We start from the raw sequence: 16,453 nt of genomic DNA on the forward strand, positions 1-16,453 counted from the left end.
ACCGGGAGAAAGTTCACGGGCGCCCACTGACAGTAGAGGACAACGAAAAGGGCGCCGAGTTGCCCCGGCGCCCTTCTGCTGTGCGACCCAGCCGGATCAGATATTACGGGCGGCGCCGAAGCGCGGTACGCCCTTTTCGTGCCGAAGCGATTCGAGCAGCGAGCGGGCGAGTGGTTCGCGACTGATCGTGCGGTCGAAGCTCGGCCCGTCGATAGCAACGCGCGGCGCGCCCATCTTGAAAGCCGAAACGATGAACTCGACACATCGATCGACGAAGCCGTCGATGGCCGAGATGACGGTGTCTGTGGCGCGCGCGGCGACTGCGAACAGCGACGCGGCGACAATGGTAATTCGGTAGCGTGAAAGGATCATGATCATTCTCCCTATGTTCGGAGGTGCACCCAAATGGCCGGATGCGGCCGACCGCACATTGCTAGCCCGTCCTGCGCGGGCTTGAATCGCCCACGAAAAAGGGCCGAGAGGTTGCGCTCTCGACCCTTCCCCCTTCCGCCCGCAGGCGTATCAGTCTGCGATAGCCGCTTCGATCAGCTGCTCGCGCGTGGCATCGGCGGCCGGTTCCGCCTTCGTCTTGTCCGTGACGAACTTGCGGAGCTCGTCGTCGGTCAGGGCTTCGAGCAGGTTCCGCTTTTCATCACCAGCTGCGGGCGCCGCGGCAGCAGCCTTGCCTGCCGGTTTGGCTGCGGCGGCAGCCTTGCCCGTTGCAGGCTTCGCTGCGGTGGGTTTCGCCGGTGCAGCGGTGCCCTTGGCAGCCAGCTGATTCTTGAGCGCGGCAATCTCGTCGTCTTTATCCGAGAGTGCCTTCTTCAGCTTCTCGGCCGCCGCGGCGCTGACGACATCGACGTCGGCCTTGAGATCGACTTCGCCGAGCTCCGGCGTGTGCTTCGGCCGCTCGACGACATTGCCGTCCTTGTCGAGCAGGTCCATCCAGCTGCCCTGCGGAATGTTCGTGGTGAACACTTCGCCTTCGACGCGGACCTTGTCGCCGTCGAAGCCCTCGGCGTTGGCGCGGAACGTCTTGAATTCGTCCGACATCTTACTGGCCTCCCACGAAGTTAGTGTGACGGGCAGCAACGACACCCGCGGTGATTTTCCCGGTGGTCGGCGCGGTGCCGGTCACGTCGTAGAAGAGCCGCATGTTGCGCTCATTGGTGCCCTCCGGGATGTAATCCGGGAACGGGAGCTGCTTGCCGATGGTGAGCTCGGCGAGCAGATAGCTCGCCTTCGCCACCGTCTTCGGCGAGCCAAAAGCGGGATCGGCGTCGACCTGCAGCGACACCTCCAGAGAGGTGAGGTTGTTGAACGTCTCGGTCACGCTGATCGAGAGCGGCACATGGCAGCCCTTGCCGATATCGCGGACGAGCGCGGCGGATGCACCGAACGGGGTGCCGGTGGCGCCGAGGTCGATGCTGTTCGTCGAAGCGGCATCGGCCGTGATGGCCTGATCCTCGCCGAACAGATTGGTGATGTCGAAAATGCTCATCTGTCTTCTCCTGGAAGACCGGAGGCGACGCGCCGAAGCAACGCCGCCCCGGTACGTTAAGCGACCGCAGCCTCGGTGTTGAGGATGTTGTCGGTGTCGCGGATCGGCATGCCGCGCCACGTCAGCACCTCTTCGCCCTGGATCTCGCGCCGGGTGAGACGGACGAAGTTGTCCGACGAGCCGGCGTTCGTGCCCTCGGCGTCGAGCGCTTCGAGCAGGGTGCGGTTCATGTAGATCACGGTTCGCGTGGCACCGATGATGCCGCCCTGATTTTCCATGCCGTAGTTGCGGCGGCCCTGAAGCTTGTAGAACAGCTTGCGGAGCAGCGGGTTCACCGCCTTGGTGCCGGCGATGACATCGGACACGTCGATATTCGCGACGCGGCCGCTATAGCGCCAGTCCTTGTTGGTGAAGCCGAGGTGCTGCGTGAAGAGCTCGTCCTTGGCGTAGTAGGGATCGCCATTGGCATCGAGGACGCGGTGCTCGCCCTTGTCTTCGCGATCGACACCAGCCGACATGCCGCTCGGCGTGATGATCGAGGCGGCCTGGTCGCCCCAGGTGATCATCGCGATCGAGGTATTGTCCGAGCCAACACCGCCGCCGCTGATGACGTTGGGGTTGGCGAGACTGTTATAGCGCGCGAAGAAGCCGTGAAACTTGCGCGGCGCCGAACCGATGTTGGTGTACCAGAAGGTCTTTTCAGCCTCCTGCGCCATCGCTTCGAGGAACGCGGTCGATTCCGACATGCGGACCTTCGCGGCGTTTTCACCGGCGATCTTGAGCAGGCGGCTGTCGACGGTCGAGAGACCTTCGACGAAGCCGGTGACGTCGTCGACCTGCGTCGTGGTCGACTTCGACTGCTTGATGCCCTCGTAGATCGCGCCCCAGCTGACGCTGGGCAGGCCCGTGCGGATGTTCGACCGATGCTTCGTCCCCATATTGCAGGTGACGACGTTCGCGTCCTTCATGATCGGGTTGAGCGTGTGCAGCGCCTCGACGATTTCGCCGAGCTCGTTGCCATCCTGCTTCATCACGTCGATGAGGCCAAGGTAGGTGTTGCCGATAATAGCCATGGGAATTTCCCCCTAGTTAGTCGTTTGGATAAAGACGCTTCGCAACATCACCTTTCGCGGCAGGCGACGAAGCATCCGCCCGCACGAAATCACCGTCCTCCGACACGAGCTCGCCCAGCTTTGCGCAGAGGCGGATCATGTCGGGGTGATTGCCGAAGCCCGTCGATTCCAGCGCGAGCCGGAAAGGATGAGCCTCGACATTGTTTGCTTTGTCGGCCCTGACGAAGCCGAGGGCATCGAGCCCCTTCGCCGCGGCGTGCATGCTGGCGTCCCACTTGGCGCCGCCGATATCTTCCGCGCCCTTGGCCTCATCGAGCCACGCCTTGCGCTGAGCGTTGCCGCGAGCGACGATGTCGTTGACCGTCGCATCGACAGCGCGGTCCATCATCTTCGCCGCGATCGGCACCAGCGTCTTCGCTTGGTCGTTGGACAGGTTGAGCTCGCGCAGGATCGGCTCGGCCTCGCCCAACACTTCGGGATCGAGCTCGACGCCTTCGGTCGTGAGGTCATAGGCTTCGGGCGCGCCTTCGGACTGGTCACCTTCGCCGTCTCCGGCATCGCCATCATCGCCGTCGTCATCACCAGCACCGTCGCCCAGCGCGGTACCGCCATCGTCGCCGTCTCCGGCGTCGCCAGCATCTCCGGCACCCGCATCGCCAGCACTGGCGTCACCGCCGTCGCCCGCGCCTGCGTCACCAGCGCCCTGATCGCCAGCACCGGCGCCTGCGCCTTCGCCGCCGCCGCCCGCGTCGCCGTGATCGTCGGGCGCACGCATAAAGCGGCCCATGGCGCGCTCCACGGGGGACATGAACGCTGCGGAGGCCAGAAGGCCGGCGCGAAGGGCGGTCGATTTAGTCGGGAATATCGTCATAGCGGTCCGCACGTGGTTTCTCCTCGGGTTTCGAAGGGGTGTTGAGGGCTGTCAGGATGATTGCGTTGATGGTCGCCAGCGCCTCGGGAGTGCGCAGGGCCTTCGGCTGGCCGCGATCGGCCAATTGCAGCAAATCCAGCCCCAGGCTTCGACGTCCCTCGGCAAAAGCGAGATCACGTGGGTCATGCCCATTGGCTGGCACCCAGATGCCAGCGAGTTGAATCGCCTCAAAGAGGAATTCTTTGAACAAGGGACTGTCGAGCAGCGCCGTACGATCGCGGTCGGTCATCATGCGCCGAGCAACGTATCGAGGAGTGGCGCGCCGCCGACGTCGGTCTCGCTGAGCAGGCGGGCCGCATCAGCGCCCTGATTGAGCGCGGGCGCGGCTTCCATCATCTTTGACTGTTGCTGCTCTGCGGCGCGCGCCTGGCGGCGCTTGTTCGCATCGGCCGTCGACCGGATGATCTTCGACGGTGTGCCGGCGCGCTGCGCATATTCGTCGATCGTCTGATCGATATCGATCTTGTCGGCCGCTTCGGGAAAGGCGCCAGCGAGGTTGCCGACGAACGACACGCTGCGCTCGATCTGGCCAATGCCGACCATGCGCTGCATCTGGGTCAGGATCGATACGAACTCGACTTTCACGTCGGTTTGACGAAGCGCGGGCGGTGCGGGCGGGAGCAGACGGCCCCGTTCCATCAGGCTGAAGACGCGGGCAATGACGATGGTCAGCTTCTCGGTGCTGACCCGCTCGATCACCGGGCCTAGCTGGGTCAGCTTCTCTTCATTGCGCTTGGCGATCTCCTCCATGTTGCGGGGCTGGACGCCGCGCATGTTGGTGATCGCGTTGAACAGGTCGGCATAGAACAGCGAATCGATCTGCTCTTTGCACTTATCGGCCGACACCTCGATCGCCTGCACCGCCTGATACGGCATCTGATACGGCACGACGATATTGTCTTTCTGGACGCCATTGCCGGTGACGATCGACCGCGGCTGCCCGGTCAGGCGCAGATGCGGCGGCACAACCTTCTCGGGATGCACCATGAGGTCGATCGCCTCGTTGCGCCGCTTGGTCTGAAGCTGGAGCTCCCGAAGCGCAGGCAATGCTTCCATGCCGGGCGAGGTGCCGTAGACGTCGCCGCCCGCGACATCCCAGCGCGGCGCCCAGAATGGCTGCTCGGTATAGCCGGTGATGCGCAGCGTCGCGTCGTTGCGCTGGTCGGTGGCGTCCCAATAGACGCTGCGATAGTTGAAGCGGCCGGCCGTATCGGGCTCGATCGCCTGATAGATCTCGACGTCCTTCTCGTAATCGCTGCGGTCATAGGCGGTGCGGACCCACGGCTGCACCTTCTCGCCGAACGACATCACCGCCTGGCGCACCGTCATGGGGCAGAGGCGATAGAGCGTGTCGGGGCGCATCGCGTCGGACAGCGCGACCCAATATTCGCCAAAGGTCAGGCTGTGGCAGACGCCGCCGTGCACCTGGTGCTCGACCATGACGGTCGCCTCGGTGCCGAACAGGCCGGTTTCGCCATAGCCGGTCTTCGCCGCGCTGTAGAAGTTGGTGGCGGCAAGGAACGCGTACATGCGCTTCTCGACGTCGCTCAGCCAGGCGCGCACGCCGTCGGCTTCCAGGAACTCGGCCGCGACGCTCAACGTGAACCAAGGCGTTGACGCCGAGGACAGCCCCGAAGTCATGCCGTTGGTCAGGGTGCGCGAGGCGAGGATGCCGTGAGGATCGAGCAGGCGGCTATTCGCCTGGCGGCGCCGGCTGCCCTTATTCCTCTCGGTCGACAGGAAGCGCGAGCGCGAGGGCTGCGCGAACCGCGCGACGTCGCGAACCTCCGCCTCATAGTCCTGGCGGATGGTCTTCATCCCCGCGAGGCGAGTTTCGCAGTCCTGGCGGATCGATGCCATCTTAGCCGAGCGTCGGGTTGGCGGTCGCGGGACTGCCGAGCGCGCCCTGCGGCGACGTGATAATGCCTGCCATGATGGCGCGGCGGCGTTTCGACGAATCCTGTGTGAGGTCGAGCCCTTCGTCAGGCAGCTTCATCGACTGCCGTTCCGGCTGGGTCGGCATATCGGGGGCTTTGGGGGTGCACATGCCTGCGGCTCTCCTTTGTGAAGAGAGCGTTACGGGCGGCCCCGCGGCCTTTGAATCGGGCTAGATCTCGTCGTAGCGGTCGGGTGGTTTCACGGTGGGCGGGGGCAGCGGGCGCATCGGCGTGAGCGGATCGAGATCATATCGCTGGCGAATGGTCGCGTAATTCTGGCGCACGAAATGCCGGTCGAGGCCGGACAGCTTGCACCAATCGTCGAAGTTCGCGGGCGACGGGGTGTCAGATTTCATCGTATCGATCCATGGCGGGCCGTTGGCCATAATTCTCGGGGTTGAGGTACGAGGGCACCGCGCGTGGCAGCACGGGCTCGGCGAAGGTGCAGGCGAGCGCATCGCCTTCGTCGGGGCTGGCGAGGCCGCGCTTCTTCATGTCCTTCTTGCGCTCGAGCACGATGCTCGTCTCGTCGGCGCCGAAACTATAGAGCGGCCCGACCAGGTCGTCATGCAGCTGCTGATTGTCGGGAATCGCTCCACCGGTGAGCCACGATCGCATGCGGGTCCACATCTGGGTCCGCTTGTTGCCGGTATAGACCGTTACGCCATTGTCGAAGTAGGCCGCGCCGCCTTCGCCGCCAAACCAGACCTCAAAGACATTCTCGACGCCCAGCTGCCGCAGGCGATCGACCACGGCCGCGCCGATGTTGCCTGCGTCGACAAAGATCGCATCCGGCTTCCACCGCATCGCCTCGATCGCGATGTCGCCGGCGAGGAGCATGCTGTCCTGTTTCGCCCACGTCTTCCACGGCCGGGACTTCGCATCGCGGCCGCAGCGGATGGCAAGCACCGACTTGTCATCGCCGAATCGGGCACAGTCGACGCCGAAGATGACGGGATCGGAGCCGAGGCTCTGGAGCTCGCGCTCCTTTGCCGCGTCGACGACGTCGGTGCCGATGAATTGCATTGAGCTTGCAGATGGGAACATACCGCGGACGCGCACCTTTACGATATCGCTGTCTTCACCATAGGTTTTGACGAGCAGGTCGAGGAAAGCCTTGTTCGTGCCCTCGACGGTCCGGCTATCGATCTGGGCCGTGTGCCAGAGATTGCGGTTCTTGCCGAAGCACTGGCGAAATTCGCCGGTATTCTGTGTCGGGTTGCCGAAAGCGATCCAGATAATCTCGGTATCGGCGTCGGTGAGCGCGCCGAGCGTCACTTCCCAGACCTTGTCGGCGATGCCCGAGGCTTCGTCATAGATCACGACGATGCGCTTGCCCTCGTTATGCAGGCCCGCGAACGCCTCGGTGTTGGTCACCGACCAGGTGACGAGATCAAGGCGCCACGACTTATCGCGCCCCGGCAGCGTCGAAACGAGGCTGGTCGCATTGTGCTTGAACCAATCGCGGGTGATGGCGAGCCGCGCCCATTTCCCTATTTCGGGCGACGTCTTTGTCAGCAGCTGCGTTTCGGTGTTGGCGGTGATGACGATGCGCGTGTCGACGCAGGTATCGAGCGCCCACTTCGAGATAATGCCGATCAGCGCCGACTTGCCGATGCCGTGCCCCGACGCCTTCGCGCTGCGATAGGGCATATGGCGCGTTTCCGGATTCTGCAGATGCTCGCCCAGCTGGCGGAGCTCATCCATCTGCCACTTGCGCGGCCCGCTATGCCGTTCGAGGTCGGTGCCAGGCTTGCCCCACGGGAATGCGAAGAGCGTATAGCCGAGCGGGTCCCACCTGAATTCACCGATACGCTCGCCCAGCGCCAGCTGCGTATTAGCCCGCGCCATCCGCTACCCGCTTGTTTCCGGCCTGAAGCGCTGCGACCAGATCGTCGGTCACGTCGTGCTCGAGCTTGTCCTTATACATGCCGAGGTGACGCGCGACCTTGTCGAGCGCGCCCATCTGGTCGTGCACCTTCATCTCGAAGCCCGATTGCGTGATCTTCACCCCGGCATAGAGCAGGCGGGCGTTGCCCTTCAGGGTGCGCGTGTCGTGCGCATAGACATCGGGATTGCCCTCGCCGCGGCACTTCGTACATTTGGGATGCGGCGGATCAGAGCGCACGAATCCGAAACCGCCCGCGTCCGTCGGCAGCGCGATCGACGGGCCGGGCTTTTTCTTCGCCTTCTCGGCCTCATTGGCGAGACGAGCGACCATCAGCGCGCCCGTGAATTCAGCCTCATCGACCCACTGATATTCGAAGTTCTTGCCGTAGCAGTAGCGGCAGCAGATCCGACGAAACTGGATCACGTCGTTCGGGTCGGCCGTCGCGATCTGCCACCAGCGCTCGAGCACCATGTCTTGCGTGATCTCGGTGCGCTCGGCGCGCTTCGCCATCGCGGCCGCGACATAGGCCGCGATCTTAGGATTGCTTAGGAGCTTGTGGGCCTCGACCGCGCAGACGTTGTCGCTGCCCTTATATCCCGCGGCGCGATAGGCGCGCGCGCCGTTCAGGTCGGTAAGATATTCATCGGCGAACACGCGCTGCCGCACCGTGAGGCCGGTTTCAGGGTCGCGCGACGGCGGCGCCGCGCGCTTCCTTGCCGGCGCGGCGGATTTGGCGGGCTTCTTCGCTCCAGTTTTCTTCGAGGCGGGCGCTTTAGCCACCATCACCTCGCGCAACGGGCAGAGCCGAGCCCGTCGGTTTCGCAGCTTGCTTCGCCCGAATCACATCGACCTTCGTCCAGATGCGAGCGAGTTCACGGTCGGCTTCGCCGCTGATCGACAGACCGAACGTGTTGCAGAGTGCCGCGAGCGTCACCATGACGCCGCCGACCTCCTGCCCGCGCTCCCCAACGGCGCGACCGAAAACATAATCGACCAAAGCATGCGCGCGCTCGGCGTTGAAGCCGGACACGGTTTGTGCGAGCTCCAACGCCTCTTCGATGAACCGGTCGCCGCGCTCAAGCATATCGCCTGCGATCTCGGGCCCGAAGCACACCATCATCCAGTCGCCGACTTCCGCCTGGAAACCAGCTCTGCGAGACGCCATGGCGACCTGCCGCTGATACTCGCGTTCGCGCAACAGCGCGTTGGCATGATCCACAAACGCCTCAACGACGCGGAGGAGGTAATGATTATGCATTTCGCCATCGATCGGCGCCGGCGCCACAAACTCACCCACGTTCCATCTCCACTTTCCAACCGACAAAGACGAGATCGGCAAGCGCCTCGCTGAAGCTGACGCCCCGGCCCGCGGCCCACTTCATGATCTCGACGCTGACATCGACGTCGCGGGCCTTGACGATGACGGGCGAGGGCGAAGGCACGTCGCGCGGTCGGTCGCGCCAGTGCGGCGCCTGGTTGAGCGGACGCGCGGTCCACTGCCCCGATTCGACGATCATGATCTGGCGGCTGCGCTGGTACCGGCGCACCTCGATCAGGCCGCGCTGTTCGAGCCGCTGCACCGCTCCGACGGTCGAACTCACCGCGGAATAGCCCGACACCTCGAGCAGGTCATCGCATGTGGGCGCGGGGCGACCGTCCTTCGCCGCTTTATCAAGCGCGCCATAGATCAGCCTGTCCTTCAGCGGCAGGTCACAGATCAACGCGGCGACTTCAGCTTTTTTCATCGACGAAAATTCCCAACAAAACCCATGAACTTGCGCCCGTGCGGCAGGACGGTGATGACCGCGCCGTCACCGCAGATGGCGCGGTGCCCGCTCGGCAGGATGACGGCACCGCCGCCGAGGATGTCGCACGCATCGAAGGCGCGGCCCGTGAGGCGCTCGATGACGATCCGCGCCGGCACCTTCTCGACGCGCTGGCGATATCGCCGGATGGCGTGAAGGGTGACGATCGGGGAAAGGCGGGCATCACGCATCAACCGCAGCCGGCAAGGGCCGCACCCGATAGACACCGTCGTCGTGCCGCCGTAGGAAACCACGCTCCGCAGCAATGTCGCGGAGCGGCAGCGAGAGCGCGTCGATTGCAGCCTGTTCGAGCTCGCGCCTTTCGAGCGCGAGCATCAATTCCGTGAACCGTGCCTGCTTCTCGTGTCGAACATGGGTCACCGCCCAGTCGCGTTCGTGCACCGCCGCGTCGCGCCGCGACCATTGCGCAAGAATATCAAGGCACTGCTTTGGGTTCGGGAACCATTCCAGCGTTGTCAGCACCCGCTCGACCATGAATGCGATGGCTTCCCGAGGGTGGTGACCAATCAGCCGATGATAGATCGAGAGCCGCAGCTTCCCCTTCCTCTCATCATCGCCGCGACTTGGCAGAACCGTGAGCGAGCGCATCAGCTTGATGAACTCCTCGGGATCACAAGCGGGAAGCACCGGCAACGGCGAGTTCGCGACCGTCACCAGATGCGCCAGTTGCCGATCGTCGAGCCTCGCCATCGGTGAGCGCGGCGAGGGCGTCGTCGCAAGCTCGCTCGAACCCGTCTCGGCGATCAACCCCGCCGCGGCTTCCGCTCCGAGCGCTTCGCTGATCGTCACCGTTCCCATTCGCATTGACCGCCGCCTTCATTTCCTCGGTGTCGTAAATCGCGCCCCAGCCCTGCTCCACGCAGGCAACGAAGACCTTGCCGGGCGGCCAGCGGGTGCGCGCGACGGCGGCCGCCATGTCGCGGAGAAGCTTGTTGTGGGCCGAAGCCGTGTTCGGCAGGTCCTTGCGCTTCCGGTTGGTCAGGTAATCGGCCCAGACTTCGGGTTCGGCCCAATACGGTCGAGGGAACGGATGCTTGACCCGCCAGCCCCACCACAGCGCGACATGGGCCTCGGCCTTCACGCGCGGAGTAGTATTCTCGGGGGCAGGGGTAGGGGGGTTAGAATTATTATCATTGGGGGGAAGGGGAAGGGGGTCCAATTCCGCACTTTCCGCCGTTTCCACCGGAGCCGGTGGAATTCCGGTGGAATTCCGCTTGATGTTCCTTTTGCGTTCCCGGTCATAAGCGCGGCGCCGCTCGGCCACCGGATCGACGGCAGCCGGCATCGCCGCTTCCATTTCAGCAACGGCCGCGACGATCGCCTCGTGCGGCATCCCGGCCGCGAGCATGTGTTTCAGGGCTGTGGCGATCGTCGACACGTCAGCGCAGCGCCTCCGGCACTTCCCGGCCGATCTTCGCGCACTGTTCACGGCATTTTTCCCGGACCTTGCGGCGATGATTGGACACGAACCGGCCGTCTTCGTCGCGATCGTCACCAGCGGGCGCCGCTGCGGTGAAGAGAGGCGCGAGCTTGCCCAGTTCCATCATCGGCCAGATGCTTTCAGGTGCGGCAGCGTCGGGGTCGCGGCGACGGAACCGTGCGAGCAGGTTCATGCCGCCTCTCTCATTGGCTGAAGCTGATGGATGTTGGCGAGGATCGGCCGGACGCACTTCACGGCCCAAGCGTTACCCAGCCCCTTGTATCGGGGCCCGTCGGCCGCCGCATTGGTGCGTAGCTTGCCGGTCAGGTTGTCAGCCTCGACGATCACGCCCTTCGCGCGCAGATAATCGGCCATGTCGGGTTCGACGGTGCGGCGACTGCCGAAATCGATCAGCGTGTGGCCGTCGGGATAACCCTGAAGGCGCTCGCATTCTGTGACGGTCAGCCGGCGAACGTGCCATCCATCGATGATGCCATCGAACGAATTGGAGGAGCCTCGCTGGGCTCGCGCCTGCAAGGTCGGGTTGACATCGCTCTCCCAGGCGAAGCCATTACTGTTCTCACTAACTGAGACGGCGACGGCGGGCCCCGGAGATTTGCTGTCCATCGTACCGCTGAGGTCGCCGTAGACACAGGCATCCGACTGCCGCGCGTCGAAAGCGATCGCAACCTGCCCACCCCCATTCTGGTTGCTGTCGCGGCTGTTCATGCTGCGGAGCGTGGGTGCAACGTCGTCGCCGATGTCTTTGCCGCAATCCTTGTGCGAAAAGGCAATGCAAGGCGCGCTACCGGCCGCGCGGTCGCATTGCGCTGTCAGCGTTGCCGAGACGTCCTGCCCGATGTCAACATTCGAACCCGCGCCCTGAAAATGCACGGGCACGAGCGGAATGCCCCGGCCGGTGCCATCCTCACTCGCATCAAAGCCCTCGGCGCGCAGCGTGTGGGCGATCAGCATCGAGCCCGCCGTGTCGGCCGTCGTTCCAGGCTGGCGATCACCGCCCGTCTCATTTCCACCGGCCGGGAGCGTACCGGCCACTTCGGCGATGAAGGTCTCGATCTCGAAATCAATCCGCTGGCCCTTGGCCGTCAAGCAGGCCGCCGCCTCTATGGGGCCGGAGCAGTTGCCCCCCCCGAATCCGACCGGCTGGAGACCGCCGTCGATTTCGAAATCCGTGCCGAGGCCGCCACCGCCTTGAGCGCGCGCGCTAACAGTGCCGGTAGTTCCTTCCCCCGCTTCGCGGCTCGGCGGATGATTCCCAAGCAGGCCTTTGCGCTCAAATAATACTGCCGCGGGATCAGCCCCGTCTCCAAAATCGATGACAACGAACACACGCTCGCGTCGTTGCGCCAGGTCTGCGTATTGAGCATCGAGAACCCGCCAAGCAAGCCGTGCCCTTGGCCCGGAAGCCATACCTGCACTTGGCCAGACGGGAATGTGTCGGGCGTCCAACTCGACCAACTCGATTTCGCTAGGGTCGTATCCGTCGGGCCCGTCGATGAAGACGGGGAGGCCGGCGTCGTCGGGTTCGCGCAATTGCCACGCTTTCCCGGCCGCGCGCCAGCGCCAGCCGGCGTTGGACTTGCCACGGGGCGGCATGGCGCACGGTACGAGGGGACCATCTCCGCCGATAACTGCACCCAAGAAACAGCCGAAGGCATTGTCGGGCGTGTTGAGCCAGCCGCGGACGTTCTCGACGGCGGCATTGCGAGGTCGAATTGCATGAAGCACCTGTACGAACCGGAGGGAAAGGTTGCCGCGCGGGTCGGCCATGGAGAGGCGGGCCCCGGCGACGCTAAAGGCTTGGCACGGCGGCCCGCCGCAGATCAGGTCGAGCGGGCCCAGATCCTGCGCGCGTTCGATGAAGTCGTCGGCGAGGACGTTGCCGAGGTTGACGTGCCCGAACCGCTGTTTGAGTACTGCCGACGGGAATGGCTCAATCTCGGCGCACCACACCCATTCGGCCTCGGGGAGACCGAGCTCGGCACCGCCGATACCAGAAAACATCGAGGCGGCGCGCATCAGGCCGCCTTTTCCATATCGAGCAGGTCGAACAGCGACGGCACAGCGATCTCGCGCTCAGCCTCGCCAAGGTAGATGCAGCTGTGGCGGAAATAGTCCGGGTTGAGCTCGCTGCCCCGGCCGCGCCGCCCCTTCATGATCGCCCGCATCGGCACGGTGCCAAGTCCGCAGAAGGGATCGTAAATCAGGTCGCCCTTCATGCTGAACCGTTCGATCAGCCGGTCGACGATATCGAATTGCAGAGGGCAGACGTGCTTTTCGCGGCCCTTCTGCACCTGCTCGGCGTTGAGCGTCCGCATCCGCACGACATCGTCCCACACATCGGGATGATGGCTGCCAGGCGCGAGCGACATGAAGGTGCGGGGCAGATGGCCCCGGCCGTCATTCTTGTCGCGCGCTTCGATCGTCTCGCCGATCGCAATATGCGCCGCAGCGTCATAGATCAGGTCGCGGCTCTCGGTCATGAACGTCTTGACCAGCGGGCCCACGCCCATTTCCCCGAATCGCTCCCAATTGTCAGCGAGCTCGGCCGGATCGAGCATCCGGTCCCCCGACGATCGCCAGAAGGCGTGCGCGTCGATCTGCCATTGCGCCAGGCTATAATCGTCAGCGCTCTTCGCGACAGGCGTATCGGCATAGCCGCGGCTGCGGTCGCTCTGGGGCTTGCGCATCAGCAGGATATATTCTGGGCTGCCGGCGCCCATCTTGGTGCCGTCCTTCAGCATCTCCGAATAGCTGAGGCGATAGGTCTGGTTGTTCTCGCGCACGACGTCGGTGACGACGGTGATCATCCCCATGAACTGGAAGCCGTGCTGCTGATAGTGGAACAGCGTCTTGGCGTGGAAAGGATTGACCGTCGGCACGCCCTCGCCGGTGACGGCCCCGAACAGGATCCGGTCCTTCACATGGATGCAGGCGAGCCTGCCCGGCCGCAGCGCGCGATAGAGCTCCGGCGTCAGGTAATCCATCTGGGCGAAGAAATGCGCATCGTCGTCGGTGTGGCCGAAGTCGTTATAGCTCGGCGTATATTCGTAGTGGTTGCTGAAGGGGATCGACGTCACGATCATGTCGAGACTGTCGTCGGCAAGCAGCTTCGCCTCTTCGACGCAGTCGTTATGCGCGAGCGTCCAGCCCTCGCCGCTCTGCTCGGCGCGCTCGACGCCCATACTACGGCTCGCAACGTCAGCCGCGGCGTCATGAGTGAGGCCATATTTCCGGATGATCGCGCTCATCTTGGCGGTGAGCTCTTCGTGCAGGGCCCACTTCTCGAGGAGGATGCGGCGCACTTCCTCTTCTGTTTCGGCATAGATCGCGTCGACGATCACCGGCTCGGTCTGCCCGAAGCGCTGGACGCGGAAGATCGCCTGGATGAAGTCGTTGAACTTGTGCCCGATGCCCGCGAAAATCTCGCGGTGGCAGTGTCGCTGCAGGTTGGTACCGGAACCGAGCATCACGGGCTTGGCGGCGAGATCCTTGATCCGGCCGTCACTGAAATCGCCAACGATCGCCTCGCGATCGTCCAGATCCTGCGATCCATATACTGCGGCGATGCGTTCCCGGCCGGGAACATCGAGCGCTTCGATGGCGCGCCGCTCATCCTCGAGGTCGTGCCAGATGATGAAATGGTCGGCAGGATCCGCCGCCATAATATCGGCAACCTTGGCGATGCGCGCATCCATCGTGCGGCGCTTTTCCCGGCTGGCCTCGACGATGCCGACGGCATTGTCGCGGATCAGGCGACCCTGTCCGTTGCTGTCGGCGCCGGCGTCGCTGATATCGGCCTCGACGCAATGCCAGCGCACCTCGATCGGCGGCAGGTCATAGCCCTCATCGCTGAAGCCAAGGTCCGACGGCGTCTGGACGAACACGCCCCAGCTGTTGAGCCAGAGGAAGAACTCGTCTTCCTTGTGGGGATAGAGGTTGAGGTCGTTCGCCTGCTCGCTGTTGCGCTGGAAAAAGCGGGTCAGGGCCTGCCCGGTGTCCATAATGCCAAGGAAGCCGGCATAGTGGATCAATTCCTTGTAGCGGTTCGGCGACGGCGTGGCGGTTGCGACGAAGCGGTACGGGACCGATTCGAAGAGGGGCAGGAACTCCTGAAACGTCTTGCTGCCATAGCTGCGCAGGACCGAGGCTTCGTCCAGGCAGGCGACATTGAACCGGCTGACATCGATCTTGCCCTCGCGGACGCTCTCGTAATTTGTCAGGTGAATGGCGCAGTAATCGCCCTTCGCGTCGATCTCGGCATCGCTCTGGACGAAGTGAACGACGATACCGAGCTTCTTTGCGTCAGCCATGAATTCACGGCGCACGCCCAGTGGGCAGACGATCAGGCCCATATTGGGAAGGCCGGGCGCCCGGTCGGGGTCGGCCTCGAGCTTGCTCAGGATGATGTTGGCGATCAGCAGCTGCTGGATCGACTTGCCGAGGCCGAAGGCTTCGAACAGCGCGCGGCGGCCGCCCTCGACCGCCCAGCGCACGATATGGCGCTGATGATCCTTGAGCGGCCGGCCGTCGCGCAGGTGCGTCGGGACGTCATCAAGCGAGCAGGGCAGGCCCGCGAGCGGGGCGACCGGCATCTTTGCTTCAAGGAAGCTCTGATAGTTCTCTGCGGTCATGGATCATGCCGCCGCAGCGAGCGGCAGGCTCAGCTGCAAACCGACCGCGTTGCAGTAGACCTCGAGCAGCGCATCCATCTCCGCGCGATCGTGCGCGGACATTTTGCGGAGTTTGATGACCTTCTTGACGAGCCGGGTGTCATACCCCTGCGACTTCATCTCGCTAAAGGTGTCGCGAATATCGTCGCCGACGCCCTTCTTTTCCTCTTCGAGCCGCTCCACGCGCTCGATGAAAAGGCGCAGTTGTTCGTCCGAAACCGTGGCTTCGCTCATGGCTTTCGCTCCTGTATCGCCCCCCTCGACGGGAGCAGTTGGTGGACCATCGCGGGGAAATGGACCTGTCAGCGCAGGGCCGAACCGCTCCCCGCGATGGAATTGATGATCGGGCCGAGCGCGAAGGCGTCGTTCGAAAGGCTGGCGAGCTTGACGTGCGACAGGTGCCCGTCTTCGAGCGCCTCGGCGCCGTTCGCGGCGAAGCGCGCGCAGGCCGCGACCGCATGGCGCACCGTGGCAGTGGCCTCGAACTGGAGCGGCGCGGTGACAAAGCCCATGCGGTTTGCGAGGCGCTGGTACGCCGCAGGCGGCAGAACCGAGAAGACGCGCATGCTCACGTCGAGCGGCATCAGCGGGCCGTCGGCCTCGACATAGGACCGCAGCCGGCGCTCCCATGTCTCGACCGTGCCGTCACCGTCGAAAGTGGATTCGGCGAGCGCGGCCCAGCTCATCGTCCGGCCGTGGCCGACGAAGAGGCGAAGGATGTCGCGGACAAGGGCTTTTACAGCCTCGTTGGAAAAACCGGGCGTCATTTCCATTGGATAGGTCGCCGCCGAGCGGCATCTCATCGACCATGGAACGGGATGAAGATCGAAGGCGCGGCGGGTCCGAGGGAGTGGGGGCGACTGGACCCGCCGCGCGCGCCCGGAGTGACGGGGGGGCATTGCACTCCGGGAATGGGGTTGAAGAGCGAACATCAGGCCTGCACCTCGACGGCGTCGGGGAGGAGCAGGTCGGCCTCGGCTACGGCGCCGTTCGACCAGGCAGCGATCTTGACAGCCAGCGGAAGGCTGGGCTGGCGCTGCCGATAGGCAATCTTGCGAATCGTGCTCTCGGCCTCATCGAGCTGCGCCGCAGCTTCTGGCATGGTCAGGCCGAGGTCCTTGATGTGGTCGAGCAGGTTCATGCCCATAACATGCCCAATGTGGGCACCTCATGCAAGGGT

22 protein-coding genes are annotated in these 16,453 nt (G+C 64.2%); all 22 read right to left on the bottom strand.

Annotated elements, in window-relative coordinates:
• Positions 1-96: 96 nt before the first annotated feature.
• A complete protein-coding gene (locus AC3A43_RS09175; RefSeq protein WP_487792237.1) occupies positions 97-372 on the bottom strand; it encodes a hypothetical protein in 276 nt (91 codons plus the stop codon).
• 150 nt (positions 373-522) lie between these two features.
• Positions 523-1,053, bottom strand: coding sequence for a hypothetical protein (locus AC3A43_RS09180; protein ID WP_487792238.1), 531 nt, complete (start codon positions 1,051-1,053; stop codon positions 523-525).
• 1 nt (position 1,054) lies between these two features.
• Complete coding sequence (locus tag AC3A43_RS09185; protein ID WP_487792239.1) at positions 1,055-1,501, bottom strand: Bbp16 family capsid cement protein; 447 nt, start codon at positions 1,499-1,501, stop codon at positions 1,055-1,057.
• A gap of 56 nt (positions 1,502-1,557) precedes the next feature.
• The gene (locus AC3A43_RS09190) at positions 1,558-2,574 is read right to left on the bottom strand and encodes a major capsid protein (protein ID WP_487792240.1); all 1,017 of its coding nucleotides are present in this window, start codon (positions 2,572-2,574) and stop codon (positions 1,558-1,560) included.
• A gap of 16 nt (positions 2,575-2,590) precedes the next feature.
• Positions 2,591-3,361: a hypothetical protein gene (locus tag AC3A43_RS09195; RefSeq protein ID WP_487792241.1), complete on the bottom strand. Its 771-nt coding sequence runs from the start codon at positions 3,359-3,361 to the stop codon at positions 2,591-2,593.
• Between the two features lie 64 nt (positions 3,362-3,425).
• A complete protein-coding gene (locus AC3A43_RS09200; RefSeq protein ID WP_487792242.1) occupies positions 3,426-3,737 on the bottom strand; it encodes a Bbp19 family protein in 312 nt (103 codons plus the stop codon).
• Entirely contained in the window at positions 3,734-5,365 is a 1,632-nt protein-coding gene (locus AC3A43_RS09205) for a portal protein (RefSeq protein WP_487792243.1), read from the bottom strand. Before AC3A43_RS09205 ends, AC3A43_RS09200 begins: the two co-directional genes overlap by 4 nt.
• 1 nt (position 5,366) lies before the next feature.
• A complete protein-coding gene (locus AC3A43_RS09210) occupies positions 5,367-5,552 on the bottom strand; it encodes a hypothetical protein (RefSeq protein WP_487792244.1) in 186 nt (61 codons plus the stop codon).
• A 60-nt stretch (positions 5,553-5,612) separates the two neighbouring features.
• Positions 5,613-5,798 carry a hypothetical protein gene (locus AC3A43_RS09215; protein WP_487792245.1) on the bottom strand — a complete coding sequence of 62 codons (186 nt, stop codon included), beginning with the start codon at positions 5,796-5,798 and terminating at the stop codon, positions 5,613-5,615.
• Positions 5,788-7,293, bottom strand: coding sequence for a terminase (locus AC3A43_RS09220; protein ID WP_487792246.1), 1,506 nt, complete (start codon positions 7,291-7,293; stop codon positions 5,788-5,790). The genes AC3A43_RS09215 and AC3A43_RS09220 overlap by 11 nt, the downstream gene beginning before the upstream one ends.
• Positions 7,280-8,116, bottom strand: coding sequence for a terminase small subunit (locus tag AC3A43_RS09225; protein WP_487792247.1), 837 nt, complete (start codon positions 8,114-8,116; stop codon positions 7,280-7,282). The genes AC3A43_RS09220 and AC3A43_RS09225 overlap by 14 nt, the downstream gene beginning before the upstream one ends.
• Positions 8,106-8,618 carry a hypothetical protein gene (locus AC3A43_RS09230; RefSeq protein ID WP_487792248.1) on the bottom strand — a complete coding sequence of 171 codons (513 nt, stop codon included), beginning with the start codon at positions 8,616-8,618 and terminating at the stop codon, positions 8,106-8,108. The genes AC3A43_RS09225 and AC3A43_RS09230 overlap by 11 nt, the downstream gene beginning before the upstream one ends.
• 4 nt (positions 8,619-8,622) lie before the next feature.
• Positions 8,623-9,078, bottom strand: a complete 456-nt coding sequence (locus AC3A43_RS09235) for a hypothetical protein (RefSeq protein ID WP_487792249.1) — start codon at positions 9,076-9,078, stop codon at positions 8,623-8,625.
• Positions 9,075-9,329 (bottom strand): hypothetical protein, encoded by a 255-nt coding sequence (locus AC3A43_RS09240; protein ID WP_487792250.1) that lies wholly within the window; start codon positions 9,327-9,329, stop codon positions 9,075-9,077. Before AC3A43_RS09240 ends, AC3A43_RS09235 begins: the two co-directional genes overlap by 4 nt.
• Positions 9,322-9,813, bottom strand: coding sequence for a hypothetical protein (locus AC3A43_RS09245; protein WP_487792251.1), 492 nt, complete (start codon positions 9,811-9,813; stop codon positions 9,322-9,324). Before AC3A43_RS09245 ends, AC3A43_RS09240 begins: the two co-directional genes overlap by 8 nt.
• A complete protein-coding gene (locus AC3A43_RS09250; RefSeq protein ID WP_487792252.1) occupies positions 9,770-10,537 on the bottom strand; it encodes a hypothetical protein in 768 nt (255 codons plus the stop codon). Before AC3A43_RS09250 ends, AC3A43_RS09245 begins: the two co-directional genes overlap by 44 nt.
• A 1-nt stretch (position 10,538) precedes the next feature.
• Positions 10,539-10,772, bottom strand: coding sequence for a hypothetical protein (locus AC3A43_RS09255; protein ID WP_487792253.1), 234 nt, complete (start codon positions 10,770-10,772; stop codon positions 10,539-10,541).
• On the bottom strand, positions 10,769-12,619 hold the full coding sequence (locus AC3A43_RS09260) for a DNA cytosine methyltransferase (protein ID WP_487792254.1): 1,851 nt from the start codon (positions 12,617-12,619) through the stop codon (positions 10,769-10,771). The genes AC3A43_RS09255 and AC3A43_RS09260 overlap by 4 nt, the downstream gene beginning before the upstream one ends.
• The gene (locus AC3A43_RS09265) at positions 12,619-15,234 is read right to left on the bottom strand and encodes a DNA methyltransferase (RefSeq protein ID WP_487792255.1); all 2,616 of its coding nucleotides are present in this window, start codon (positions 15,232-15,234) and stop codon (positions 12,619-12,621) included. The genes AC3A43_RS09260 and AC3A43_RS09265 overlap by 1 nt, the downstream gene beginning before the upstream one ends.
• A 3-nt stretch (positions 15,235-15,237) precedes the next feature.
• Positions 15,238-15,507, bottom strand: coding sequence for a DUF2312 domain-containing protein (locus AC3A43_RS09270; protein ID WP_487792256.1), 270 nt, complete (start codon positions 15,505-15,507; stop codon positions 15,238-15,240).
• Positions 15,508-15,575: 68 nt separating this feature from the next.
• On the bottom strand, positions 15,576-16,046 hold the full coding sequence (locus AC3A43_RS09275) for a hypothetical protein (RefSeq protein ID WP_487792257.1): 471 nt from the start codon (positions 16,044-16,046) through the stop codon (positions 15,576-15,578).
• 158 nt (positions 16,047-16,204) lie between these two features.
• Positions 16,205-16,414, bottom strand: a complete 210-nt coding sequence (locus tag AC3A43_RS09280) for a helix-turn-helix domain-containing protein (protein WP_487792258.1) — start codon at positions 16,412-16,414, stop codon at positions 16,205-16,207.
• Between the last annotated feature and the right edge of the window lie 39 nt (positions 16,415-16,453).

Source organism: Sphingopyxis sp. Soil_C_28, assembly GCF_057657055.1.

Excerpts from the sequence above, each read along its gene's own strand:
- AC3A43_RS09175 (WP_487792237.1), bottom strand. The coding sequence starts at position 372 with ATGATCCTTTCACGCTACCGAATTACCATTGTCGCCGCGTCGCTGTTC.
- AC3A43_RS09180 (WP_487792238.1), bottom strand. The coding sequence starts at position 1,053 with ATGTCGGACGAATTCAAGACGTTCCGCGCCAACGCCGAGGGCTTCGAC.
- AC3A43_RS09185 (WP_487792239.1), bottom strand. The coding sequence starts at position 1,501 with ATGAGCATTTTCGACATCACCAATCTGTTCGGCGAGGATCAGGCCATC.
- AC3A43_RS09190 (WP_487792240.1), bottom strand. The coding sequence starts at position 2,574 with ATGGCTATTATCGGCAACACCTACCTTGGCCTCATCGACGTGATGAAG.
- AC3A43_RS09195 (WP_487792241.1), bottom strand. The coding sequence starts at position 3,361 with ATGGGCCGCTTTATGCGTGCGCCCGACGATCACGGCGACGCGGGCGGC.
- AC3A43_RS09200 (WP_487792242.1), bottom strand. The coding sequence starts at position 3,737 with ATGATGACCGACCGCGATCGTACGGCGCTGCTCGACAGTCCCTTGTTC.
- AC3A43_RS09205 (WP_487792243.1), bottom strand. The coding sequence starts at position 5,365 with ATGGCATCGATCCGCCAGGACTGCGAAACTCGCCTCGCGGGGATGAAG.
- AC3A43_RS09210 (WP_487792244.1), bottom strand. The coding sequence starts at position 5,552 with ATGTGCACCCCCAAAGCCCCCGATATGCCGACCCAGCCGGAACGGCAG.
- AC3A43_RS09215 (WP_487792245.1), bottom strand. The coding sequence starts at position 5,798 with ATGAAATCTGACACCCCGTCGCCCGCGAACTTCGACGATTGGTGCAAG.
- AC3A43_RS09220 (WP_487792246.1), bottom strand. The coding sequence starts at position 7,293 with ATGGCGCGGGCTAATACGCAGCTGGCGCTGGGCGAGCGTATCGGTGAA.
- AC3A43_RS09225 (WP_487792247.1), bottom strand. The coding sequence starts at position 8,116 with ATGGTGGCTAAAGCGCCCGCCTCGAAGAAAACTGGAGCGAAGAAGCCC.
- AC3A43_RS09235 (WP_487792249.1), bottom strand. The coding sequence starts at position 9,078 with ATGAAAAAAGCTGAAGTCGCCGCGTTGATCTGTGACCTGCCGCTGAAG.
- AC3A43_RS09240 (WP_487792250.1), bottom strand. The coding sequence starts at position 9,329 with ATGCGTGATGCCCGCCTTTCCCCGATCGTCACCCTTCACGCCATCCGG.
- AC3A43_RS09255 (WP_487792253.1), bottom strand. The coding sequence starts at position 10,772 with ATGAACCTGCTCGCACGGTTCCGTCGCCGCGACCCCGACGCTGCCGCA.
- AC3A43_RS09260 (WP_487792254.1), bottom strand. The coding sequence starts at position 12,619 with ATGCGCGCCGCCTCGATGTTTTCTGGTATCGGCGGTGCCGAGCTCGGT.
- AC3A43_RS09265 (WP_487792255.1), bottom strand. The coding sequence starts at position 15,234 with ATGACCGCAGAGAACTATCAGAGCTTCCTTGAAGCAAAGATGCCGGTC.
- AC3A43_RS09270 (WP_487792256.1), bottom strand. The coding sequence starts at position 15,507 with ATGAGCGAAGCCACGGTTTCGGACGAACAACTGCGCCTTTTCATCGAG.
- AC3A43_RS09275 (WP_487792257.1), bottom strand. The coding sequence starts at position 16,046 with ATGGAAATGACGCCCGGTTTTTCCAACGAGGCTGTAAAAGCCCTTGTC.
- AC3A43_RS09280 (WP_487792258.1), bottom strand. The coding sequence starts at position 16,414 with ATGAACCTGCTCGACCACATCAAGGACCTCGGCCTGACCATGCCAGAA.